This is a genomic window from Mesorhizobium sp. WSM4845, assembly GCF_055811455.1.
This window is the reverse complement of record NZ_JBVVQA010000031.1, coordinates 1-23,045: the sequence shown is the minus strand read 5'-3', so window position 1 is coordinate 23,045 and position 23,045 is coordinate 1. Positions and strand designations below refer to the sequence as shown.

Genomic DNA, 23,045 nt, shown 5'->3' with positions numbered 1-23,045 from the left:
GGACCGACCCCCTCTGGCCGCTTCGCGGCCATCTCCCTCAAGGGGGGAGATTAGCGCTCGGCCGTCACAGCTCAAGCCGCCTGCGGGTTCGGCTCGAAGGCCGGACGGCTGGTGTTGATCAACAGCGAGATGCAGGCTGCGGCTATTGCCGTCATGCCGGCGATGAGGAAGGCAAGTTCGTAATTGCCCTGCAATTCACGCATGGTGCCGCCGAAGAAGGCGGCCGCCGCTGCACCCACCTGATGGCCGGCGACGACCCAGCCGAAGACGATCGGCCCGCTGCGGTCGCCGAACGCCTCGTTCGACAGCCTGAGCGTCGGCGGCACGGTGGCGATCCAGTCCAATCCGTAGAGCACGGCGAAGATGATCAAGCTGGTCGACGAAAAGCCGGAATAAGGCAGATAGATCAGCGACAGGCCGCGGATGCCATAATAGACGCCGAGCAGCTTGCGCGGGTCGAAACGGTCGGTGAGCCAGCCCGACAGCGTCGTGCCGATCAGGTCGAAGATGCCCATCAGCGACAGCAGGCCGGCGGCTTGCACCTGGCCGATGCCCATGTCGCCGCAAAACGCGATCAGGTGCGTTCCGACCAGTCCGTTGGTGGTGAAGCCACAGATGAAGAAGGTGGCGAACAGATACCAGAACACCCGCGTGCCGGCGGCACGACGCAGCGTGCTGAACGTGTGGGTGAGGAAATTGCCCTGCGAGGCCGGCGGAACCGGCGGCACGTCGTCGACGTCCGCGCCGTAGCGCACCATGCCGATCGCGGACGGCCGTTCCGGCACCAGCAGCCAGACCAGCGGCACCAGGCAGGCGGTGGCGACCGCAATGGCGATGGCGACAGGCTTCCAGCCGCCCGACTGGGCGAGCGCGGCGAGCAACGGCAGGAACACCAGCAGGCCGGTGGCGGCCGAGGCCGACATCAGCCCCATCACCAGGCCGCGATTGGTCTTGAACCAGCGATTGACGATGGTGGCGCCGAGCACCGTGGCGACCGCGCCGGAACCGACGCCGGAGAATACGCCCCAGGTGAGAAGCAGGTGCCAGGGCTGGGTCATCAACAGGCTGAGCGCCGTCGAGCCCGACATCAGCACCAGCGACGCCAGCAGCGTGCGGCGCAGCCCGATCCGTTCCATCAGTGCCGCGGCAAACGGCCCGGTCAGGCCGTAGAGGAAGATGCCGATGGCCGCGGCGAGCGAGACGACATCGCGCCGCCAGCCGAAACTCTCCTCCAGCGGCAGCATCATGACGGCCGGCGCCGACCGCAGGCCCGCCGCGATCAGCAGGCACAGGAAAATGACGGCCACCACGACGAAAGCATAGCGCTGGCCAAACGGGCGGGATCGAGCTATCATGTTACTGACCGGTACGTTGCAATGCATGGGAGCATACGTACCGATCGGTAACATTGTCAAGCAGGCAACGGCACGTCCAAGAATGAAAAGCATTGAGCCAACGATCAAAGCGGATGAACGGCCCCGCGCGGGCGAAAAAATCCTTCGCGTTGCCCGCGACCTGTTCTACCGGCAAGGCATCAGGGCGATCGGCGTCGACGAGATCGTGCGGCGCGCCGGCGTCACCAAGCCCAGCCTCTATCGCAGCTTTCCGTCCAAGGACGAATTGGCCGCGTCCTATCTGCGGCAATACGACCTCGAGTTCTGGGCCCACTTCGACGCGGCGGTGGCTGCCCATCCCGGCAATCCGCGCGCGCAGATCGCCGCCTTCCTGACCCGCATCGGCAAGCGCACGCAAAAGCCCGACTATCGCGGCTGCGGCATGACCAATGCGGCCGTCGAATATCCCGAACGTGGCCACCCGGCCCGCGTGGTGAGCGAGGCCAACAAGCAGGAATTGCGCCGACGCCTGCGCGCCATGGCGGCGGCAATGGGTGCCGGCGACGCCGAGACGCTGGGCGACGGGCTGCTGCTCCTGATCGAAGGCGCCTATATCAGTGGCCAGCTGTTCGGGGCCGGCGGACCGGCGAAGTCTGTGGCCCACAATGCCGACCTGCTGATCGAAGCGAGCTTGAAGAAATAGCGTTTGACGATACCGTGCGGCAGCCCCGAAACGGAGTTGCCCGCGATGCGTGCTCTTTTGCTGATCCCGCTTGCCCTCGCCGGCCTCTGCCAGCCTGCCCGGGCCGGCGACATTTCCAGTGCCTACACCGATCTCGACTGGAAGAAGGACTGCGTGACCTACGCGCAGGCGGAGGAAGGCGACGGCGACTGGGCCAGTCTCGCCTGTTCGGGCTATCGCGGCTACCCGGTGCTGATCGCCTACGACGACGCCCGCGAATCGCTGTTTTATGGTTTTCCGCCCAGCGACATGACCGCAGTCTGGGAAAGTTTTGTCGCCTTCAACACGGCCGCATCCAAACTCGAGTGGCGCATCGAGACGAACGGCGATCGCGCCGTCCCGTTTGCGGTCATCCATCGGCGCTCGATCAGCAATCCCGAGGTGGAGAACAAGCCGACCGACGTGCTGATCGTCGCCAAGGTCGCCCAGCCGGAGACCTATGAAGGCTGCACCGTCGGCCTGGTGCTGGCCACCGGCAACCCCGGCGCCAACGACCAGGCACGCAAGCTCGCCGACGAGAAGGCGCGGACCTTTGCCTGCGGCAAGGACAAGCGCGTGGTTATCGGCAACGCGCCCGCTTTCGGCCGCGTCGACAATTAGGAGCGCGTCGCATTGAAAAGTAACGTCGGTCAGCGCTGCCCCTCATTGCCCTGCCGGGCATTTCTCCCCGTATAGTGACGGGGAGAAAGACGCAGCCATCAATGGTTTCGCCAATTACCACCGTTGCTGAATGGGCGCCAAGGTCGAGGTCAGCGGGCTTCTCCCCGTTCACGGGGAGAAGGTGCCGGCAGGCGGATGAGGGGCGGCGCTACGCCAGCAGTTTGCCCGCAAATTCAGGCGCTGGGCTACTTGCTTGCCTTGGCCCGTTCGATCGCCTCGACGATCATCTTCTTGGCGTAGGCGGCGTCGTGCCAGCCCTCGATCTTGACCCATTTGCCGGGTTCGAGATCCTTGTAGTGCTCGAAGAAGTGCTGCACCTGCTGGCGGGTGATGTCGGGCAGGTGCGTGTATTCGGTGACGTTCTCGTAGCGCAGCGTAAGCTTGGGCGACGGCACCGCGATGATCTTTTCGTCGAGGCCGGAATTGTCCTCCATCACCAGCACGCCGATCGGCCGCACATTGATGACGCAACCCGGCACCAGCGCGCGCGTGTTGCAGACCAGTACGTCGATCGGGTCGCCGTCACCCGACAGCGTGTGCGGCACGAAGCCGTAATTGCCGGGATAGCGCATCGAGGTGTGCAGGAAGCGGTCGACGAACAGCGTGCCGGCCTCCTTGTCCATCTCGTACTTGATCGGCTCGCCGCCGATCGGCACCTCGATGATGACGTTGATGTCCTCCGGCGGGTTCTTTCCGATGGCGATGGCTTCGATGCGCATGGCTTTTGTCCCTCTTTCGATTGGAAACCGATAGCGGGCAGCGGCGCATGGTGCAATGCGGCGAATGGTACTGAAATCGGCTGAGGGTGTTGGCGAGAGGCGTGTCGAGCCGTCATTCCCAGACGAAGGCGACCTTCTTCAGAGCCTTCTGCTCGAAAACCTCGACTCCCTCGGCGACGTCGCGGCCGCCGGCGCCGGCATAGAAGGTGAGCGCGTTCTGGTTGTCCTCCAGCGCCCACACCACCATGCCTTTCAGCCCATGGTCTGCCAGTCGCGCCCGTGCTGCCGAGAATAGCCGGCTGCCGAGCCCGATGCCCTGATATTCCGGGCGCACGTAAAGTTCGTAGATCTCGCCCTGCTGCTTGAGCTCGCGGGCGCGGTTCTTGCCGATCGTGGCGTAGCCGGCAACCTTGCCGCCGATCTCGACGACCAGGACGGTGGCGGCGCGGCGAATGGCGTTCGCCCACCAGTCGGCGCCGCGGCGGTTGATCATCGATGTCAGCGTGCGATGCGGGATGATGCCGGAGTAGGCGCCGCGCCAGGCCAGCAGGTGCACGTCGGCGATGGCGCCTGCGTCGCGCGGCTCGGCTTTCCTGATGTCGATGCTCAGCGTCTTCATGATTGGTTAACCATAAACCCGCACCGCCCGATTGCAAGAGTCCGGTCAGCCGCTCCCAAGCTTTCGCACAGACGATAGACGTGCCGTTGAGTGCTGAAAAAACCGTTCGTAGCGACTCAGATTTCGACCAGATGGTCGTCGAGTTCGTTGCTGTCGCCGGAAGAAACCGGGAAATGCTCGGCCAGCACCGCACCCGTCGCTTCGATCGCCTTGATAAAGCCGTCGGCGAGACGATGGTCGCGGGCATGCGCGGTAAGGTCGCGGACGACGCCGTCCCAGACATGCTGGCCGACACGGCTGTCGATGCCGCTGTCGGCGATCACTTCGGCGTAGTGCTCGGCGATCGAAACGAACACCAGCACACCGGTGCGCGCCGTGGTGCGGTGGACGTTGCGGGCGAGGAACTGCTTTATCGCATTGGCGTGCGCGGTCTGGTAACGCAGCCGTCTCGGCACCAGGTGGATGCGCAAGCCGGGCAGCGCCCACAACAGCACAAGCACCGAGGCCATCGCCAGAAGCTGGGCGATGACGAAATGCGGCAAGCGGATCGACAGCCACCACGCTTCCAGCCCGTAGCTGACGGCGAGGCTGACGACGAGCATCGCCAGCGTCGCCATGAAGGCCGCCGGAAAGAAATAGCCGTCGCTGGCATAGGCGACCACGCAGTAGATTTCGCCGTCGGTCTTCGATTCGGCGACGCGGATCGCTTTCGCGATGCGGTCATGATCCTCGGGGCTGATCGGTCGAGTTGCCATGTCGTGTCTCACCAGCTTCCTGAAGATCCGCCGCCACCGGACGAGCCGCCGCCGCCCGAAAACCCGCCACCGCCTGAGCCGCCTCCGCCCGACGACCAGCCGCCAGAAGATTGCCGGCCCGGCTCGAAAATCATGCCCAGCCAGCGATAGCGACCGGGGCCGATCTTCCGGCCGAAGATCGGCGGCAGGATGGAGGCGGCGATGCTGCCGAAGAAGATGATCGCCCAGATGCTTATGAAGATCGCAAAGAACAGATCGTCGGTGTTGAACGGCGGCTGCTGGTTGCGGGTCCCGCGCGCTTCCAGCACTTCCGGATTGCCTTCCAGCACCATGACCATGTCGTCGACGGCCTTCATTATGCCGCCGGAGAAATCGCCGGCGCGGAAGGCCGGCACCATGTCGTTTTCGATGATCAGCCTGGTGTGCAGGTCGGTCAGCGTGCCTTCCAGCCCGTAGCCGACCTCGATGCGCATCTTGCGGTCGTCCTTGGCGACCAGCAAAAGCACGCCATTGTCCTCGCCGGCCTGGCCGAGCTTCCAGGCGCGGAACAGCCGGTTGGCGTAGGGCTCGATTTCCTCGCCGTCGAGGCCAGGAAGCGTCGCGACGACGATCTGGTCAGAGTTCTTGGCCTCGAAATCCGCAAGCTTGCGGGTCAGCGCCGCTTCGGTTGCGGCATCGATGATGCCGGCATTGTCGACGACCCGCCCGGTCAGGGCAGGCAATTCGGCGGCAAGGGTGGCGAGGGGGAGGAAGAGGGCTAAGTAGAGAAGGGCTAGAGCAACCGAACGGAACGCAAGGCTTGCGTTCCGTTCCACCCCCCTTGAGGGGGAGATGTCCGGCAGGACAGAGGGGGGTGGGACGGAGTACAAGGTCAATGGAACTGCGCTCGCTAAGCGCCGATCACCCGCCCTGCTGCGTGCCGAAATCGACCTTCGGCGTCTGCATCTTGTCTTCCTCGATGGTGAAATTGGCGAATGGCTGATTGTCGCGGAACCACAGGGTCGCCCAAATCACCGACGGGAAGGTCCGCAGCGTCAGATTATACTCCCGCACCGCCTCGATATAGTCGCGGCGGGCGACCGAGATGCGGTTCTCGGTGCCTTCGAGCTGCGCCTGCAGCGCCAGGAAATTCTGGTTGGCCTTGAGGTCGGGATAATTCTCCACCACTGCCAGCAACCGCGACAGCGCGCTGGTCAGGCCGGCTTGACTGTCCTGGAATCTCTTGACCGCTTCCGGATCGCTCAGCGTCTCGGGCGTCACCGTCACCTGCGTCGCCTTGGCGCGCGCCTCGACCACGGCATCGAGCGTATCCTTCTCGTGCGCGGCATAGCCCTTGACCGTCTCGACCAGGTTGGGAATGAGATCGGCGCGGCGCTGGTACTGGTTCAGCACCTGGCTCCATGCGGCCTTGGCGTTTTCCTCCGCCGTCGGAATGGTGTTGTAGCCGCAGCCGGCCAGCAGCGGCAGCACGATCGCCATCATCAGCAAGGCTGGCAGGTTGCGGAAGACGAAAGGGGAGGAAAGGGCAGGCATGGAAAAATCCCTCAACAAGACTGACGGGCGAAGCATTACCACAATCCGCGCGCAAGAACATGACTTCAACCTGGGGTGCTGCTGGTGCTTTGGCATTCACTCTCAGGCCCTGTAACTGGCCGGGCGAACAGGTTAAAGTCGCTGCGAAAACAGGGTATAGCCATGGCGGGACGCCAGGACAGCGACGACGAATCGCGCCGCATCATCGAGCGCGTGGCAAGTGAAACCGACCCGGCCTCGTCCGTTGCGCGGACCGCGAAGGGCGCGCGCGATGACGTCACTGCTGCAGATGCCGACCGGGCGGACCCGATCGAATATTGGGGCACACGCATCGGCCGGGCACTGGGGCTCATTGTCGGCATTGGCCTGTTGATCTGGCTCGTGCTTTTCATCATCCAGGGTTAGGAACCTCGTGAGCACCGAAGAACACGACGCGCCGCGCGCGGTCATCGTCATTTCCAGCCATGTCGCGCGCGGCTCGGTCGGCAACCGCGCCGCGGTCTTTGCGCTGGAGACGCTGGGCTTTCCGGTGTGGGCGGTGCCGACCGTCATCCTGCCCTGGCATCCGGGCCATGGACGGGCGACGCGCATCGTGCCGCCGCTCGATCAATTCAGGGCGCTGATGGCCGATCTCGAGCGCGCGCCATGGCTGGGCGAGGTCGGCGCGGTGCTGTCCGGCTATCTCGGCGAAGGCGGCCAGGCCGACGCCGTCGCCTCGCTGGTCGGCGCGGTCAAGGCGAAGACGCCGGACGCCGTCTATATCTGCGACCCGGTGATGGGCGATTCGGGCGGGCTCTATGTGCCGGAGACGACCGCCATTGCGATGCGCGACCGGCTGATGCCGACCGCCGACATCGCCACGCCCAACCGCTACGAGCTGGAATGGATGGCGGGAGCGCCGCTGCCCGACCTCAAGGCGGTGATGGCGGCCGCCCTTCATGCCGGGCCGTCGACCATGCTGGTCACTTCGGCGCCGGCGATGATGGCCGGCGGCACCGGCAATCTGCTGCTCAACGGCAACCAGGCGCTGCTCGCCGAGCATCGCCTCATCGACAAGCCGCCCAATGGGCTTGGCGACCTGACGGCGGCCGTCTATCTGGCGCGCATCCTGTCCGGCCAGCCGGCGGTCAAGGCACTGCAGTCGACCACGGCGGCGGTCTACGAGATCCTGGCGCGCACCGCCAAGCGCGGCGGCGACGAATTGCAGCTCGAAACCGATGCACAGAGCCTGTCGCACCCGATGGCGATGGTGCAGCTTCGCCATCTCCTGCATCCGGGGCGGGACAAAAGAGCGTGACTGTCGTCGGCGTCGATGGCTGCAAGGCCGGCTGGATCGCCGTTCGCCGCGATCCGGGCGCAGCACCTTCGGCAGCCGTTTTTCCAAGCTTCGCAGCACTGCTCGACGCATTGCCGGCCGATGCGACCGTCGCCGTCGACATGCCGATCGGCCTGCCCGATGTTTCGCAAAAGGGCGGCCGCGGGCCAGAAGCTCTGGTGCGGCCGCTGCTTGGCAACAGGCAATCCAGTGTCTTCGCCATCCCCTCGCGTGCGGCGCTTTACACGCATACGGATGGCTTCACCACGATTGAGGCCTGGCATGCCGCGCATCGCCAGGCAAGCGAAGTGGCCAAGGCGACCTCCAATCCGCCGCGCGGCGTGTCGATCCAGGCTTTTGGCATCTTTGCCAAGATCCGCGAGGTCGATGCGGTTCTGATCGCGCGTCCCGAACTGCGCCGCCGCGTCTTCGAATCGCATCCGGAAGTCGCCTTCTGCCGGCTGGACGAAGACCAGGCGATGCGCCTGCCGAAGAAGATCAAGGGCGCCGTCAACCCAGCCGGCATGGCGGAACGCAAGGCGCTGCTTTGCCGGCACGGTTATGTCAGGGGCTTTCTCGACCGGACGCCGCCGCGAGGCGCTGCTGCCGACGACTTTCTCGACGCCGCAGCGATGATGCTGATCGCCGGCCGCATCGCCAGCGGCGAGGCAAGGCCGTTTCCGGATCCGCCGCTCGCCGACCGTTTTGGTATCCCTGTCGCCATTTGGGCGTGAATCTCCTCGGCCCATCTATCGGCGAGCCAATCGCATTGGCGAATGGCAACCACGTCCTTCTGCGATTCGGCATTGCTCGCGACCGGCTTTTGCCGTTAGAGCCTTCCTGACCTAAAAGAGCTGCCGCCTAACCCCGAAAGGCTCCAGACGCCGCCAATGCCTCATCTCCCTGACCATCTGCTCACCGGCTACCGCAATTTCATGAGTGGCCGCTATCTCGCCGAAAGCGGTCGCTATCGCTCGCTTGCTCGCGAGGGCCAGGCCCCCGAAACGATGATCATTGCTTGCTGCGACTCCCGCGCTGCTCCCGAGGCGATCTTCGACGCTGGTCCCGGCGAACTCTTCGTGCTGCGCAATGTCGGCAATCTGGTGCCGCCCTATGCGCCCGACGACCAGTTCCATTCGACCTCGGCGGCACTCGAGTTCGCCGTGCAGAGCCTCAAGGTGAAGAACATCGTGGTGATGGGCCATGGCCGCTGCGGCGGCATCCGCGCGGCACTCGACAGTACGGCCGCGCCCTTGTCGCCCGGCGACTTCATCGGCAAGTGGATGAGCCTGATTGCGCCGGCGGCCGAGACCGTGTCGTCCAGCACCTTCATGACGGCGACCGAGCGGCAGACCGCGCTCGAGCGCATTTCGATCCGCTATTCGATCGCCAATCTCAGGACCTTTCCCTGCGTCTCGATCCTGGAAGGCAAGGGACGGCTGTCGCTGCACGGCGCCTGGTTCGACATCTCGACCGGCGAACTCTGGGTGATGAACAAGGACACCGGCGACTTCGAGCGGCCGGAGATGACATAGGAGGGTTGCATGGCATGCCGTTCGATCGCTTTGGCCGCAGCGGCGCTGCTGTTTTCAGTCATATCCGCCGGCGCCGACGACGGCGCGCTCATCGGCCGCTGGTATGCGGCGCTGCTGGTCGCCGATCGCACGGAATTATCGGATCTGCTTGCCGACGACGTCCGGATAAAACTCGACGATCTCGGCGTCGTCCAGACCAAGCAGGAATTCATCGCCTCCATTGACGACTGGGAGGGCGCAGTCGCCGGGGCTGAAATCCGCCATCGGATCGAGAAGACCGAAGGCGGCGTCATCACGGTGATCGCCTGTTATGATTTCCCCAACAACGACGTGCTGATACAGGAAACCTTCGCGATCGCCGACAACCGCATCACTGCCAGCTCGCAGGCGGCGATCGCCGAAAACTGCGACAGCTACTGACCAGCCGCGATATTGCGTGCGGCAAGCCAGCGCCTTACATCGGTGACGATCCGCCTCATCCCGCCACTCAGCGAGCCCCTCACTTACGAAAGATTGCCCATGCCGTCCGCCGTCGACCTCGCCGCCCATCCGCTGACCACCTGGCAAGGGCCGCTCGGCCTGCCCGATTTCACCCGCATCGGCGACGGCGATTTTTCCGGGGTTTTCGATGCGGCATTGGCGGCGCATGAGGCCGAGATCGAGGCGATATCAGGCAATACCGAGACTCCGACCATCGAGAACACGCTTGCGGCACTCGAGCTTGGCGGCGAGGCGCTCGACCATGTCTCGTCGATCTTCTGGTGCCGGGCCGGCGCCCACACCAACGAGGCGATCCAGGCGCTGGAGCGCGACATCTCGCCAAAGATGTCGCGGCATTTCTCGGCGATCTCGATGAACGAGAGGCTGTTTGCCCGCATCGACGATCTCTACCAGCGCCGCGACGCCCTGAAGCTCGACGCCGAAACACTGCGGGTGCTGGAAAAGACCTGGAAAAATTTCGTCCGCTCCGGCGCCAAGCTCGACGCCGAGGGCAAGAAACGGCTGGCGGCGATCAATGAGGAGCTGTCGTCGCTCGGCACGAATTTCGGCCAGAATCTGCTTGCCGACGAGCGCGACTGGGCGCTGTTCCTCGACGCGGCCGACCTTGCCGGCCTGCCGGAATTCCTGAAAAGCGCGATGGCCGAGGCCGCCGAGATGCGCGGCCAGAAGGGCCGCTATGCCGTCACCCTGTCGCGCTCGATCTACGAGCCGTTCTCGACCTTCTCCGAGCGCCGTGACCTGCGGGAGATCGCCTTCCGCGCCTTCACCATGCGCGGCCAGAACGGCGGCGCCACCGACAACACCGCCGTGGTGCGCGATATGCTGCGCCTGCGTGCCGAAAAGGCGAAGCTGCTCGGCTACGCTTCCTACGCCGCGCTGAAGCTCGACGACACCATGGCAAAGACGCCGGAGGCGGTGCATACGCTGCTCGACCCGGTCTGGGGAAAGGCGGTGGAAAAGGCCGCAAGCGATCAGATCGAATTGCAGCGGCTGGCGGCCGAGGCCGGCAGCAACGAAGAATTCGCCGCCTGGGACTGGCGCTTCTATCAGGAGAAGCTGCGCGCCGAGAAATTCGCCTTCGACGAGGCCGAGCTGAAGCCCTATCTGCAGCTCGACCGCATCATCGACGCCTGTTTCGACGTGGCGACAAAATTGTTCGGCATCAGCTTCGAGGAGAAGCAAGGCATTGCCACGTGGCACCCGGACGCGCGCGTTTTCGTCGTCAGGAATGCCGACGGCAGCGAGCGCGGGCTGTTCCTGGCCGACTATTTCGCGCGGCCCTCAAAGCGCTCCGGCGCCTGGATGAGCGCGCTGAAATCCGGCTACAAGCTTGGCGACGGCTCCAGGCCGGTCATCTACAACATCATGAATTTCGCCAAGCCGCCGGAGGGCGAGGCAGCGCTTTTGTCGGTCGATGAGGCCAAAACCCTGTTCCACGAATTCGGTCATGCCCTGCATGGCATGCTGACCGAAGTCACCTGGCCATCGGTCGCCGGCACCTCGGTCAGCCGCGATTTCGTCGAACTGCCCTCGCAACTCTACGAGCACTGGCTGACGGTGCCGGCGGTGCTGGAAAAGCATGCGCTGCACGTGACGACCGGCAAACCGATGCCGAAGGCGCTGGTCGACAAGATGCTGGCGGCGCGCACTTTCGGCGCCGGCTTCGCCACGGTCGAGTTCACCGCCTCGGCGCTGGTCGATATGGCCTACCACGCGCGGCCGGATGCGCCGGACGAGCCGCTTCGTTTCGAAGCCGAAACGCTCAAGAAGCTCAAAATGCCTGACACCATCGCCATGCGCCACCGCACCCCGCATTTCGGCCACATCTTTGCCGGTGACGGCTATTCGGCCGGCTACTATTCCTACATGTGGTCGGAGGTCCTCGACGCCGACGCCTTCGCCGCCTTCGAGGAGACGGGCGACCCGTTCAATCCGGCGCTGGCCGAGCTGCTCAGGAAAAACATCTATGCCGCCGGCGGCTCGAAAGACCCGGAAGAGCTCTACACCGCCTTCCGCGGCAAGATGCCTTCGCCCGAAGCGATGATGGCCAAGCGCGGGCTGGTGTAGAGCGAGGGGCCAACGGAGGACCAATCGCCAACCTCGGCGCCGCGGACCGACGATGTCTGATCAAAAGCACCTCGCAGCAGGCCACCTCACCGCGCTTGGGCGGCCATCCAGCGCCTCGATGGCTTTCGCCAGCGCAGCCGGATCGCCTGATATGCGCAGCGTCTTCAGCCGCGCCGTGCCGCCGGCGACGACCGAGACGGCCGACCGCGGCACGCTCAGCGCCTTGGCGACAAGCCGTTCGAGCGCCTGGTTGGCGGCGCCGTTTTCCGGCACGGCACGGACGCGGGCCTTCAGATGGCTTCGCCCGTCTGCCGAGATCTCGATGCCTTCGAGCCTGTCCATCGCCGCTTTCGGCGTCAGCCGGACGAACAGGTCGACGCCGTCGTTACGCGGGAGAAACGGCCCGGTCATGGAACCGCCGTCAGACGACCAGCGGCGCCACCGTGGTGAGCAGGAACTGCCGCAGGAAGAACAGGATCAGAAGCAGGATGATCGGCGAAATATCGATGCCGCCGAGATCGGGCAGGAAGCGGCGGATCGGCCGCAGCGCCGGCTCGGTCAGCCGGAACAGCATGTTGCTGACGCTATCGACGAACTGGTTGCGCGAGTTGACGACGTTGAAGGCGTAGAGCCAGGAGAAAATCGCCGAAGCGATGATGATCCACCAATAAATGTCAAGCGCCAGGACAATGGTCTGAATGAGGGCTATCATGCCGGTCTCCGATTGTTGCCGACATGTAGCCATTGCAGGCGGAGGCGGCAAGAGCCAGCTTCGCGGCACGGCAGGCCGGTGGCTGGCCGCCCGGCTTTTGGGCAAAACGCCGTCTTGACAGGAAACCGCCGCGCCCGATAAATGCGCCCATTCCGCTGGACGGGGCTGTAGCTCAGCTGGGAGAGCGCGTCGTTCGCAATGACGAGGTCAGGAGTTCGATCCTCCTCAGCTCCACCAGCGGGAGACCATAAGCATCTGATAAGACGTGGTATTTACTTCTCTTTCCCTTTCATCCCCACTTCTATTCCCACTTCCGCGCGTTGCGAGTGCCTGAAAGCAGCGTGGGACGGAATGAAACAGTTTTCCCTATTTGGCCGGCCAGGGGAATGGCTTTTTGCCCGGCTCCCGGCAGACTTGCGGAAAGTCAGATCCTTTCGCGCGCGATGTGGCATCACCAAAACCTTGGCAAGCGTCGGACAGCGAGCCCGTGGCCTGGCCGACCAGACTTTGCGGTGCGGCTCGCGACTGCGGATTTCTGTCCAGCAGCCATCTACTCACCATCTACTTTTGACACATCAGCCCTCTTGCCCCGTAGGCCGACTGCTCCCGCACATTAACTGGCCTTCGGGACATTGTTGCTCGGCTTTGAGAGGTTCGGGCTTCCCTTCGGGCCTGCCGGGGCCGGGTTTTTGCCCGTTATTTTATTGGACGGCATTTCAGCCCTCTTGCCCCGATTAGCGGCCGAAAATTTCTATGGGTGTCCTAGGGCGAACACTCAAAAGGTTCAAAAGGTCTGGGCCGCATGGCCCTCGCGCCACCAGATTCCACTACTTTGCTGGACAGGTCAGCCCTCTTGCCCCCTTCTCGCTGTTTCCCTGCTGTTTTATCAGCGGCAGTGGATTAACCGTAAATCTGTTAATTTTAAGTGGCCTAAGCCATTGGATCTTATAAGGCTTCTTGAACTAACCCCTCGGGAGCATGCGCGAAATTACCCTCCCAAATAGGGGGTAATGGCCGCGATTACTACGCTATAGCAACGGGCCGTTTTGATAGCGGTGCAGTGGCGAATTTTTTGCATAGGCCCCTATAGGGAACACTCAAAAGGTTCAAAAGGTATTCAGCTTCCGCGGCGGCGCAGGCTCGTAGCAGTAGTTTTACGAGACGTCATGGATTCAGGGGAGCGGGATCGGCTTGTCACTGAGTGTGCGCAAGTAGGCAATTATGTTTGTTCGTTCAGTCTCGTCCGGAACACCAGGCACTTCCATGTAAACGCCCGGCGTCGTGAGCATGGGCTCATACAGAAATTTGTTCAGGTCCTCGAGCGTCCATACCCCTTCCCAGCCGAGCAAAGCATCGGAGTAACGCATGTTTGCCATGGATGCCTTGTCGCGACCGACAATGTTCCACAGGTTCGGTCCAGTCCTGATCCCTCCGTGTGGCTCCACGCTGTGGCAACTGGAACACAAGCCGGTGAACCGGGTTCTGCCTTTCTCGACATCGGCAGAAGCCAGCTTCATCGAGATCGGGGCTGGCGTTGGCAAGACGACGCCGTGCGACAAGAGATACTCGGCAACTTCGCGTTGCCCCTTCAATTCCGCCATGTGGAGCGGTGTCTTGCCATCCTTTGTCTTCGCATTCACGTCCGCCCCGGCCTCGACCAGTGCCTTCACGCAATCGAGGCAACCGGATCTGACAGCGATGTGAAGGACGGCTTCTCGGTTGCGGCGCGCATTTGGATTTGCGCCACCGTCTAGCAGCAGCTCGATCAAATCGATCCTGCGTTTTGCCAGAGCCGGCATGAGGGCAGGACCTAAACGCGGATCGGGGGCAGCGTTGACGTCGGCACCGCGTTCCATGAGCAGTTTTGCCGCCGCAAAATGCCCGCCCCTGACCGCGAGATAGAGTGGTGTCGCTTGCCCATCGCTCTCATCGACATTGGCGCCTGCGTCGAGCGCTGCCGTAATCGCTGCGACATCGCCCGTTTTCGCGGCGTCGTGGATGGCGGCGGCATGCGATACAGTCGGAACGTGTCCAAGCACCAACAGAATGAAAAGCAAAACGCGCATTCCGCAATCCCTGTGTCATACTGGAGGACGAGGCACGATTTTAAGACGGCAAAGTCTACCTCAAAGTCCCTGATCGTGACAGCGACCATCGATGGCTCAATGATTGTCCTTACTAGCCGTCTTGTAACGGGCCGTAAGGTCCCATTCATCCGGGTCATGAAGCGCATGTTGCGACACCTGGCCGGGTTAGCTCCCCATCGCGCGCGTGCGCGTGCTGGTCGCGGAATTACCCTCCCCAATAGGGGGTAATGGCCTCGATTACCACGCTATAGCAACGGGCCGTTCTGATAGCGGTGCAGTGGCGAATTTTGAATAAACCCCTATGGGGAACATTCAGGTAAACGGTTACAAGCTCCTTGGCGCCCGAACCGAAAAAGCCCGCCGCCACCTTTTCGGCACGAACAGCTATGACGAAGGAACACGACCTCTGCAACGCGCGTCAGTCTTGCTTCCGCTTCCACAGATCCGAAGTCGATGCGTATGCGAACGATGCTGACCAAGCGATCAGGACGAGTCCGTTGAGACCCTCTAAGGCAGCAACGATTCGCATCGGCCCAGTGGCATAGACTTCGCCAAAGCCGATCGTCGTGTAACAGGTAACCGAGAAATAGAAGAAATCCGCTGCGCTTCCGGAAAACAAGCCTGCGAGACCTCCAAGGTCTGGATGGTGGTTCATCCAGGCGTAGGCGAGCGCGAAAAGACAGATCCCCACCACGTGAGCAATGATTGCTGCGACGACCAAGAGCAGCAGATCAACCCGCATCGAAAGTGAAAAACGACGCCTCATCGTTCCGGCGATATTCAGGGTCAGAACTTCCGGTTCAGGCTCTGCGGCGGAAAGGCAGAGAGGGGTCGATTCTTGCCGTCCACCGGTACCAAGTGTCAGACTTTCACCTAGCGGTAGCCGTCGAGCTTGATCTCGTGAATCCAGTCCTCGCCTCCGGGCAGCTTGGCGACCAGCTTAGGAGATTTGGGGCTTTTGACACCCATTTCAGACAGCTTTTGCCTTGGTCATGCCGGATCACCACCCAGCCCTTTTGAGATAGGCCGCGTCGGCGCGGCCCCAGTGATATTCACGACGGGCCGAGGTTGTGTTTAAGCTATGCCTCGATCTGTTCGCCCACGAACTCCAAAATTCGGCCACACGACGCGGTTGCTGATATTCACTATGCCAATTTCGCTTGCAGCATCTTGGTTGATACTTCACCATGCAGTGGAACGATATCTAGCGTCCGAAGGTGGAAGGTTTTGATCAAAATTGGCCTCAGCGTGGTTGCTGCAACCGTACTCCTTGTGACGCGCGCCTGGTCAGCCGACAATTCAGGAGTGGATCAGGCGCCGCAGACTGATGTCGACGTTGTCATTGAACTCGGCCTTGGCGGAATAATTCAGCCTGAATACGAAGGTTCAAAGGATTATGAGATTTCGCCGTGGCCAGTGATCGGCTTCGGCTATCTCGCCATCCCCGGTTCGTTTGCAATCGGTAGCCCAGAGGCTCAGGCAGGCGGATTCGCAATCGGTCCGTCCTTCAACTACACCTCTGATCGGGACGTCAGCGATGATCCAGACCTGTCCGGGCTTGATGATGTCGACGCTACATTCGAAGCTGGTTTGCGGGCCAGCTATGAATGGACCAACGCGGAGGTTTGGGGAGAGGCTCGCTATGCTTTCGGGGGTGCTGACGGTGTCGTGGGTGAATTCGGCGTGAACGCGGTGGCCCGGCCTACGCCTGAGCTCGAGCTCAAATTGGGACCTTTCGCGACAGTTGCTTCAGCCGACTATATGGACAGCTATTTCGGAGTTTCGGCTCGAGAATCCGCTAACACAGGCTTCAGAGTTGACGCCTTTGATCCAGGCGGTGGCTTTAAGAGCGTGGGTATCAGGGGGCTTGCAAGATATGAATTTCGGCCGACCTGGTTTTTTAACGCAAAGGCATCGTACAGTAAGCTTGTGGGCGACGCCGCCGATTCGCCGATTGTTAAGTTTGGCAGCGAAGATCAATTCGCTTTCGGCTTGAGTATTTCGAAGAGGTTCTCGTTCGACTTGTTCTAATACCTGGCGTCTGGGCCCGGCCGCGTGATTGCGCGGTCAAATGGGGTTGTTCTTCAGGCTTCCTTAACAGCCGGCATAGCGGCCCAGCATGGTTGTTTCAGTTCCCATTCCGAGGGGGGAGTGGCCAAGTCCAGTCCGGAGCTTGCTATGATCCATTCAATTCTCCACCCCAGCGACCTGAGTGTGGGCAACGAATCCGCGTTCTTGCATGGATTGAGGCTTGCACTCGCGATCAAAGGCGATTTCTCCATTCTCCACTCGGCCCCCATGCGGGAGGACGAGGATGCCGGCTGGCATTCATTCCCCGGCGTGCGGAGTGCTCTTGTTCGCTGGGGTCTAATTGATGCCGATGCTCCGCAAAGTGCCGTTGCCACCCATCTTGGCGTCCGCATCACGAAGGCGGAACTTCATGATGCTACTCCGGTCGGTGGTGTGCTGCACTGGCTCCAGGATCATTCCTGCGATCTGGTCGTGATGGGGACCCACGCTCGCGAAGGCGTAGGCCGCTGGTTAAAAGGGTCGATCGCCGCCGATCTTGCCTATCATGCCCGCTTGCCCACCCTGTTCCTGCCCATGTCCTCATCAGGGTTCGTCGATCCGGCCACGGGGACGAGCCTGATCCGCAATGTGCTGATTCCGATTGATCGCGCGCCACGCCCCGGGCCCGCGGTTTCCTTGGCGTTTGAAGTAGCGGACGCCTACGGCTGCGCGGATGCGATTATGCACTTGTTGCATGTCGGCGCGTCCGATGGCGCCCCTGCGATCTCCATTGACGCCGCACGCGATCAGCGGTTGCGACGCCACACTCGTCAAGGCATTGTCACGGACGCGATCGTCAAGTTTGCCGACGAGCTTAACCCGGAGTTAATCGTGATGCCGACCCTTGGCCGCCATGGATTCCTCGATGCGCTGCGAGGCAGCACCACCGAGCGAGTTTTGCGGCAAGCCCGACTTCCGCTGCTGGCGGTGCCCGCTTTGGAGGTTTGAGGCGGTACCTGGCGGGTTGACCGCCTTGGCCCAGGCACAGTGGCCGCGAAACGATGGCGAAAATAGCTGCGGAAAGCGGTTCAAGGAGTCGCTGATCCTTGGACTGCCCGGGAGTTCGGTCGTCGAGGACATCCTTACCACCCTCTCAAAGCTCTCCGGCCTGTCCGTAATCGCGCGCCATTCAAGCCTCGTCGGGCTTCCCTTCGGGCCTGCCGGGGCCGGGTTTTTGCCCGTTATTTTATTGGACGGCATTTCAGCCCTCTTGCCCCGATTAGCGGCCGAAAATTTCTATGGGTGTCCTAGGGCGAACACTCAAAAGGTTCCAATTTTAACGAATCGTTGACCGCGCTGTCCCAAAATAGGACGGCGCGGTCAAACCCCCAAACGGGCTGCGCTGGCGGCTCCGGCGATTCTTCCGCGTCACTGTCGGAGCCGCTACCACACTCCTCCAAACTACCAGTAGTGGTTGAATCAACTGTTACCGCACGTGCTTTCCAGTGCGTTTTCCCAGTCGTTAGACTTTGATGGAACAGGGCCTCGCCTTCACGGTTGACGCTGAGACAGTCGCGAAGCGCTTGCGAAGGCCATTATTGAGACGGTCGAAAGGCTAGCCGCGACGGGGTAAGGATACCCGTGATGCCTAGGCTCGGTGACGCTCTTCTGGCTCCAGCCCTGCCCTGAGTTCCTCCAGGCTGTTCGCGCCATATCTTACCGGTCGAAGAAGGGCAAGGGGCGGCGGCCGGGGGAACGACACACCAACCGTCAACCAGCCACCCAGACCAGCAGTGCGACGCCGATGGCGTAGGGAACCAGAACAACCGCTAGCGCGACCCAAAAACCTGGATCTGCCAAAGCGGCCAACTCACTGAGAAGTTGCCTCATGCCGGCGAATGAAGGTAACCGCAGAGATTGCCGCGCTATAAGGCCGGTCCGTTCTGATAGCAGTGCAGTTGGCGAGAATCTCGCATAAGCGCCTCCGACAGAACTCAAGCGCCCCCGATGAAAAGCCCGCGACCTGAGGCAGCGGGCCAAAAACACGAGGCGCCGCTGAAACCCGACATCGTGTAGACGCGCCGCCGTTCATCGACGGTTCAGGCTCCTTGGCGTAAACTGGATAGCCAGCAACTGCGTCTTCCTATTCAGAGGAGTCCGCGATGAAAAGGCTCTTATCAGCACTAGCAGCCACAATCTTGGCCGTATCTTTCGCCTTGCCGGTCAACGCCGCGCCGATGTTCATGCAGAAACCCGAGCAAGCCCAGGCCAACGTGGTCGAACCCGTCAAAAAATGGAAAAAGGGGCACGGTAATCGTCACTGGCGGAATGGCCGCCACTGGAACAACCGGTACGCAAGGCGGAATGGCCGCCACTGGAACAACCGGTACGCAAGGCGGAATGGCCGCCACTGGAACAACCGGTACGCATGGCGAAATTGCGGCTACTATGGTTCTTGTTATCCACGCCGCTACTACGGCTACCGTAACTACTATCCGCGCTACTATCAGCCGTACTATCCGGGATACTATCCGGGCTACTACCCAGGCTACTACCCTGGCTACTATCCTGGCTACTATCCTGGCTACTACCCTGGCTCGGGAGTGAGCATTTATCTGTCGTTCTAGCCAGCTGGATGCCCCTGCTGAAATCGTCAAGCACGCCCCTTGCGGGGGCCCAGCTTGCGCTTGTGCAGCCCTTGCGGGCTTGGGGGGCCATGCATGAAACCGGGTTCATCCGGGGAATGTCGGTCTCCATAAGTTTCTGAACGGGCCTCGCTTTCGGTCGGCGGCCAGGCACCAGCATGACATCCGTGCTAAGTGCCCCCAATTCGGAGGGAAAGATGCGACTATTTTTGGTGTTGATTTTGATGGCTCTGAGCGGCTGCGTATCCAATGTTTCCCCGGATAGTGATGGTATACCACGCCGCGCGTCCTTTGCTGGAAACCGTTAGCCCGCTCAATTTGGCTGATTGCCAACGCCTATTTGCCGGTGCCTCAGCACTTGACGAGGAAAGCGAGACAAGCGGCAGCGCATAGAACGCGGAAAGCTAGCTTTCATCCCAAAAATCCTGCAGCGAGGCGTGGCGCAAGTCTTCCTCGCCGCGTAGGTGCTTGACGCGGGCCTTGATGCCCGGCTTGACCCATTGCGTTGCCGGTCGCTTTGGCATGTCCTTGGGCGGTGACCCGGCATGCTCCTGGACCCTTTTCCAAAGTCGTTCCCGCATCTCGCGATTCACGCTCACGAACGCACTGCCGACATATTTGCGGGTGCCTGGCTCAGCCATCAGAGCAAACGCCGGCTTGCCCCTCTCGCGTTCGACGCCGAGGAGTTCAAACTCGCTTTCGGTGAAGCATTTTGTCTTCAGCCAATTGGTAGTTGGGCCGCTGCGATATTTGCTGTCTCGACGCTTCGATACCATCCCCTCCAGGCCGGCCGTGTCGATCAGATGATAGATCGCCTTGGCTTCGCCTGGCATCGTCTCGCTGAACTGGATGCGGCTGTCAGACCCTATAAGGCCGGCCAGGATTTCTCGCCGATCCTCAAGCGTCATGTCGCGCAAGTCGTGGCCGTTGAGATGCAGCAGATCGAACGCGACGAAATAGAGGTCGTGCTGGCGCCTGGTGATTGCCTTGCGCAGCGCGGCAAAATCCGAAAGGCCAGCCTCATTCAAGACGACGACTTCGCCGTCAATGACGGCGTTCTGTACGTTGAGAGCTTTGGCTGCCTCGACCAGATCGCGGTATTTGGAGGTCCAGTCGAGTCCGCGGCGGGTGAAAATCCGAGCGCCGCCGGCGTCGATGATGATTTGGGAGCGGTAGCCGTCAAATTTGGCTTCATGCATCCAGTCATCGCCTTGGGGCGGCTTGGCTACCAAGGTCGGCATCATCGGAGGAATAAACTCAAGCCGGACGCCGGCACTCACTCTTTTAGGCACCAAATTGACTCTAGGCTCATCCGATTTGATGGCTAGGAGAACGGACCATGACCATTTTAGTAAATTAGCAATGATGCATGTAGTGCCATATAGTTCGCCCGGCCGGCGACCCCCACGCCCCCGCCCGCTGGCTAGGCCAGGCGGCCCGATAGTCACCCCGAACTGCTATCGGGCCGTCCCCTAGAAAATCGCACGGTAGCGGCCGACCTGAGCCGAGGTAGAACCAATAGGCGATGGCTTCGGCCGACGGAGTCCGCTCGACTTTGGACGCCGCGCCACTAGCATCCTCCTTGACGCCGATCTCGGGTCAAAGTGTAGTAATACTTAATTTCCTGAATTGTACCTTGATGGCGCCTTGTTTTCTCGAGACGCATACGTCAGACTATCGCGTTAGAGTTCTTATTCACAGGCTTGGAGTCCGTTTGATGAAGAGCGGGAAGACTTCCAAAGGAAAGACAGATAAACTTGTCCCGGAAGAACAGGCACGTCGTGAATTTCTAAAGAATGCCGGGCGTTTTGCTGTTGTAACTCCTCCATCCATTGCTCTGTTGCTTGGCACGAGCTTGAACTCGCAAGCTATTGCCGCATCGCATGGCGCACGTCCCGGACATGGATGGGGCAGCAAGAAACGCATCCACTCTGGTCCTCCTGGCCGCAAGCGTTAGCATGTTCTTTTGGTCGTTCTGGCCGATCATAGATGACGCGTATAGCAGGCGGAATGCCGGCCTCATCATGAGGAGCGAAGGAAGCCTTCCTCCTCGGCAGCAGCCTCGAAGGCCTTCCTTACATCGTCGGGCGCGCGCTCGCCTTTAATGAGAGCGACGCAGGCCTCGATGGCCTCCTTCCACTTAGGTCCCCGCTTGGTCCATTTCATGAGTTCCGCCGCGGCGCCCTCGACGTTGGTACATACGTAGGTGAACTCAGGTCGGTCGGTTCCGATGTAGACCGGAGGGTGAAACCAATGGATACCCATGAGGGTGCCACCGCCATTTTCGCCTGAGTTAAGAACGGTTGGATCGCCAGCCATGGCTACCTCTCCTACCCCTGAATTATCATTGGCCGGCAAACGGGAAGGGGAGAATAGGTTGAGAGAGAGGGACATTGCAGCGTGTCACTTTCTGGAGAGATTGAAGCCGGGTTGGTTGTCCAGCGCCTCGACGACAAAGGATACGGCAATCAAATCATCGGCAGGGATTCTGCCCTTGCCGTCCTCCATGACGGCTGCGACCTTTTGAAAGGTCTTCAGTTCACTTTCGGTAATCCGGGCGCCGCGCATCCTCTCATTGAGGTCGGCCACGCGCATTCGCAGCGCCTGGGACGCTCCAATCTCACGGTTCGACATGATGATCAAATTCCTCCCTTGATGGCTTCCCGCCGCACCTTTCGGCACGGCGGGTCCAGTCGCTTAGCTCATTCGATAATTTTGATGATCTTGCGTGTGCCTGGGTCAACGACAACGGTCCGGTTGTCGACGACAACGGTGCGGTATTTTGTGTTGGGGACTTCATGAAGTTCGACGGTTTCGGGCAGGGTTGAGCCGATATTGAGCTCCACTCCAGGGATTTTCACCGACGCGAGCGGCTGCTTTTTCACATATTCCCTGATGACCGTCTCCTGTTCAGGCTCGATGATTACGTCCTGAGCAGCAACGGCGCCGATGCCTGCCAGCAGCAGAAATCCCGCGGCGAAGGTTGAAAGATGCATTCTCATAATGGGCTCCTTGCGTGAGTTCCGCTGAACGGCTCGTCGCGCCAGCCCCACCCAACCTCAGGCGGCCGCAAACGTTCCCTGATTGGGCTTCGGTCTTCTCCAAGGTCGGACCTAAGTCTGACCTTGCTATCGCATAGGGCTAGGACGGGGCGCAGCCCGGAACCCGGACTGCAAGCACTCGTTGCTCGCCATGTGCTCACAGGAGAGAGACCATGGAGAATAGTGTCCACCAAGCTCGCTGGTTGCTCGCTCCGGTGTTCGCCGTATCGATCACGTTCCTGGCGATAGGAATCATCGTTAGCTAAGTAGGGCCACCCCACTTGAGATCTGCGCAGCTAAGTCCCTTCCTGCGCTGATAAGGGACCACCCGCCATTCCTCGATTGGCGGGTGGTCCGCCAATCAATTATGGCTGGCCAGTCCGGGTGGGCGAGGCCTGTCAGCGATTAAGGTCGCGAGGGCGGCATCACCTCACAGCAGGTCTTCGGCAACCCCGTCGAACTTCCTGAGGCCTACGCTTGGAGGCTCTTGCTTGAGAAGGCCCTGTTCAGATGCGGCCGCCTCGAATGCAGCGAACGCAGCCTGGTGACTGCAATGTCCGGCCAGGCATTCCCCAACCATTCGGATTGCCTCAAGTCGCGACGGGTTGTCCATGAATGGCCATGGTTGCTGAAGCGCCGTCTCAGCATCAGGGATCGACGCAACAAGCATCGATCTGTGATTCAGGTAGATTGTGACCTGCCATTGAATTTTCATCCGGCTGCAGTTAGAGCCTCGGCGGGTTTTACGCCGTATGGCGCGGGTTGAGCAA

General features: G+C 61.4%; 27 protein-coding genes and 1 tRNA gene. 13 read left to right on the top strand and 15 right to left on the bottom strand.

The window, feature by feature from the left end; genetic code table 11:
• Positions 1-71: 71 nt before the first annotated feature.
• Positions 72-1,355, bottom strand: coding sequence for an MFS transporter (locus tag AC0L2C_RS27360; RefSeq protein WP_473524891.1), 1,284 nt, complete (start codon positions 1,353-1,355; stop codon positions 72-74).
• An 82-nt stretch (positions 1,356-1,437) separates the two neighbouring features.
• Here AC0L2C_RS27360 and AC0L2C_RS27355 point away from each other — a divergent pair, with 82 nt between their 5' ends.
• The gene (locus tag AC0L2C_RS27355) at positions 1,438-2,037 is read left to right on the top strand and encodes a TetR/AcrR family transcriptional regulator (protein ID WP_473524890.1); all 600 of its coding nucleotides are present in this window, start codon (positions 1,438-1,440) and stop codon (positions 2,035-2,037) included.
• Positions 2,038-2,082: 45 nt separating this feature from the next.
• The gene (locus tag AC0L2C_RS27350) at positions 2,083-2,676 is read left to right on the top strand and encodes a hypothetical protein (protein ID WP_128248088.1); all 594 of its coding nucleotides are present in this window, start codon (positions 2,083-2,085) and stop codon (positions 2,674-2,676) included.
• A 245-nt stretch (positions 2,677-2,921) separates the two neighbouring features.
• Here the strand turns inward: AC0L2C_RS27350 and ppa are convergent, their stop codons facing one another.
• The 5 genes from ppa to AC0L2C_RS27325 form a co-directional block, all read right to left on the bottom strand.
• Entirely contained in the window at positions 2,922-3,455 is a 534-nt protein-coding gene (ppa, locus tag AC0L2C_RS27345; RefSeq protein ID WP_023800478.1) for an inorganic diphosphatase, read from the bottom strand.
• A gap of 112 nt (positions 3,456-3,567) precedes the next feature.
• Positions 3,568-4,074 (bottom strand): GNAT family N-acetyltransferase, encoded by a 507-nt coding sequence (locus AC0L2C_RS27340; protein WP_128168610.1) that lies wholly within the window; start codon positions 4,072-4,074, stop codon positions 3,568-3,570.
• 116 nt (positions 4,075-4,190) lie between these two features.
• Complete coding sequence (locus AC0L2C_RS27335; protein WP_473524889.1) at positions 4,191-4,829, bottom strand: TPM domain-containing protein; 639 nt, start codon at positions 4,827-4,829, stop codon at positions 4,191-4,193.
• 8 nt (positions 4,830-4,837) lie between these two features.
• A complete protein-coding gene (locus AC0L2C_RS27330) occupies positions 4,838-5,644 on the bottom strand; it encodes a TPM domain-containing protein (protein WP_473524888.1) in 807 nt (268 codons plus the stop codon).
• Positions 5,645-5,729: 85 nt separating this feature from the next.
• A complete protein-coding gene (locus AC0L2C_RS27325; RefSeq protein WP_036263057.1) occupies positions 5,730-6,362 on the bottom strand; it encodes a LemA family protein in 633 nt (210 codons plus the stop codon).
• 162 nt (positions 6,363-6,524) lie between these two features.
• Here AC0L2C_RS27325 and AC0L2C_RS27320 point away from each other — a divergent pair, with 162 nt between their 5' ends.
• The 6 genes from AC0L2C_RS27320 (at position 6,525) to AC0L2C_RS27295 (ending at position 11,780) form a co-directional block, all read left to right on the top strand.
• Positions 6,525-6,767 carry a hypothetical protein gene (locus tag AC0L2C_RS27320; RefSeq protein WP_128248090.1) on the top strand — a complete coding sequence of 81 codons (243 nt, stop codon included), beginning with the start codon at positions 6,525-6,527 and terminating at the stop codon, positions 6,765-6,767.
• 7 nt (positions 6,768-6,774) lie between these two features.
• On the top strand, positions 6,775-7,659 hold the full coding sequence (gene pdxY / locus AC0L2C_RS27315) for a pyridoxal kinase PdxY (RefSeq protein WP_473524887.1): 885 nt from the start codon (positions 6,775-6,777) through the stop codon (positions 7,657-7,659).
• The gene (locus AC0L2C_RS27310; RefSeq protein WP_473524886.1) at positions 7,656-8,411 is read left to right on the top strand and encodes a DUF429 domain-containing protein; all 756 of its coding nucleotides are present in this window, start codon (positions 7,656-7,658) and stop codon (positions 8,409-8,411) included. The genes pdxY and AC0L2C_RS27310 overlap by 4 nt, the downstream gene beginning before the upstream one ends.
• Before the next feature lie 156 nt (positions 8,412-8,567).
• Positions 8,568-9,212, top strand: a complete 645-nt coding sequence (locus AC0L2C_RS27305; protein WP_023800486.1) for a carbonic anhydrase — start codon at positions 8,568-8,570, stop codon at positions 9,210-9,212.
• Between the two features lie 9 nt (positions 9,213-9,221).
• Positions 9,222-9,632, top strand: a complete 411-nt coding sequence (locus AC0L2C_RS27300; RefSeq protein WP_473524885.1) for a nuclear transport factor 2 family protein — start codon at positions 9,222-9,224, stop codon at positions 9,630-9,632.
• A gap of 93 nt (positions 9,633-9,725) precedes the next feature.
• On the top strand, positions 9,726-11,780 hold the full coding sequence (locus AC0L2C_RS27295) for a M3 family metallopeptidase (RefSeq protein WP_473524884.1): 2,055 nt from the start codon (positions 9,726-9,728) through the stop codon (positions 11,778-11,780).
• Between the two features lie 60 nt (positions 11,781-11,840).
• On the opposite strand, the gene AC0L2C_RS27290 is transcribed toward AC0L2C_RS27295, so the two are convergent.
• Positions 11,841-12,191, bottom strand: coding sequence for a DUF167 family protein (locus tag AC0L2C_RS27290; RefSeq protein ID WP_473524883.1), 351 nt, complete (start codon positions 12,189-12,191; stop codon positions 11,841-11,843).
• A 10-nt stretch (positions 12,192-12,201) separates the two neighbouring features.
• Positions 12,202-12,492, bottom strand: coding sequence for a YggT family protein (locus AC0L2C_RS27285; protein ID WP_023800489.1), 291 nt, complete (start codon positions 12,490-12,492; stop codon positions 12,202-12,204).
• A 161-nt stretch (positions 12,493-12,653) separates the two neighbouring features.
• On the opposite strand from AC0L2C_RS27285, the gene AC0L2C_RS27280 reads away from it, so the two are divergent.
• Positions 12,654-12,729 (top strand) — tRNA-Ala (locus AC0L2C_RS27280).
• Between the two features lie 935 nt (positions 12,730-13,664).
• Here AC0L2C_RS27280 and AC0L2C_RS27275 read toward each other — a convergent pair.
• Both AC0L2C_RS27275 and AC0L2C_RS27270 read right to left on the bottom strand, forming a co-directional pair.
• Positions 13,665-14,558 (bottom strand): ankyrin repeat domain-containing protein, encoded by an 894-nt coding sequence (locus AC0L2C_RS27275; protein ID WP_473524882.1) that lies wholly within the window; start codon positions 14,556-14,558, stop codon positions 13,665-13,667.
• A gap of 439 nt (positions 14,559-14,997) precedes the next feature.
• Positions 14,998-15,345: an ion channel gene (locus AC0L2C_RS27270; RefSeq protein ID WP_473524881.1), complete on the bottom strand. Its 348-nt coding sequence runs from the start codon at positions 15,343-15,345 to the stop codon at positions 14,998-15,000.
• Between the two features lie 461 nt (positions 15,346-15,806).
• Between AC0L2C_RS27270 and AC0L2C_RS27265 the strand changes: the two genes are divergently transcribed.
• The 3 genes from AC0L2C_RS27265 (at position 15,807) to AC0L2C_RS27255 (ending at position 19,216) form a co-directional block, all read left to right on the top strand.
• Positions 15,807-16,610, top strand: a complete 804-nt coding sequence (locus tag AC0L2C_RS27265) for a MipA/OmpV family protein (protein ID WP_473524880.1) — start codon at positions 15,807-15,809, stop codon at positions 16,608-16,610.
• A 147-nt stretch (positions 16,611-16,757) separates the two neighbouring features.
• On the top strand, positions 16,758-17,597 hold the full coding sequence (locus tag AC0L2C_RS27260) for a universal stress protein (RefSeq protein WP_473524879.1): 840 nt from the start codon (positions 16,758-16,760) through the stop codon (positions 17,595-17,597).
• Between the two features lie 1,154 nt (positions 17,598-18,751).
• Entirely contained in the window at positions 18,752-19,216 is a 465-nt protein-coding gene (locus AC0L2C_RS27255; RefSeq protein WP_473524878.1) for a hypothetical protein, read from the top strand.
• Between the two features lie 422 nt (positions 19,217-19,638).
• On the opposite strand, the gene AC0L2C_RS27250 is transcribed toward AC0L2C_RS27255, so the two are convergent.
• Positions 19,639-20,478, bottom strand: a complete 840-nt coding sequence (locus AC0L2C_RS27250) for an ATP-dependent DNA ligase (protein WP_473524912.1) — start codon at positions 20,476-20,478, stop codon at positions 19,639-19,641.
• A gap of 473 nt (positions 20,479-20,951) precedes the next feature.
• On the opposite strand from AC0L2C_RS27250, the gene AC0L2C_RS27245 reads away from it, so the two are divergent.
• A complete protein-coding gene (locus AC0L2C_RS27245; protein WP_473524877.1) occupies positions 20,952-21,191 on the top strand; it encodes a hypothetical protein in 240 nt (79 codons plus the stop codon).
• Positions 21,192-21,256: 65 nt separating this feature from the next.
• Here the strand turns inward: AC0L2C_RS27245 and AC0L2C_RS27240 are convergent, their stop codons facing one another.
• The 4 genes from AC0L2C_RS27240 to AC0L2C_RS27225 form a co-directional block, all read right to left on the bottom strand.
• Positions 21,257-21,553 carry a DUF982 domain-containing protein gene (locus tag AC0L2C_RS27240; protein WP_473524876.1) on the bottom strand — a complete coding sequence of 99 codons (297 nt, stop codon included), beginning with the start codon at positions 21,551-21,553 and terminating at the stop codon, positions 21,257-21,259.
• A gap of 84 nt (positions 21,554-21,637) precedes the next feature.
• Positions 21,638-21,868 carry a hypothetical protein gene (locus AC0L2C_RS27235; RefSeq protein WP_287250089.1) on the bottom strand — a complete coding sequence of 77 codons (231 nt, stop codon included), beginning with the start codon at positions 21,866-21,868 and terminating at the stop codon, positions 21,638-21,640.
• 68 nt (positions 21,869-21,936) lie between these two features.
• Positions 21,937-22,236, bottom strand: a complete 300-nt coding sequence (locus AC0L2C_RS27230; protein WP_473524875.1) for a DUF1236 domain-containing protein — start codon at positions 22,234-22,236, stop codon at positions 21,937-21,939.
• A 469-nt stretch (positions 22,237-22,705) separates the two neighbouring features.
• Positions 22,706-23,045, bottom strand: a 340-nt coding sequence (locus AC0L2C_RS27225; RefSeq protein WP_473524874.1) for a DUF982 domain-containing protein, incomplete at its 5' end; no start/stop codon positions are given.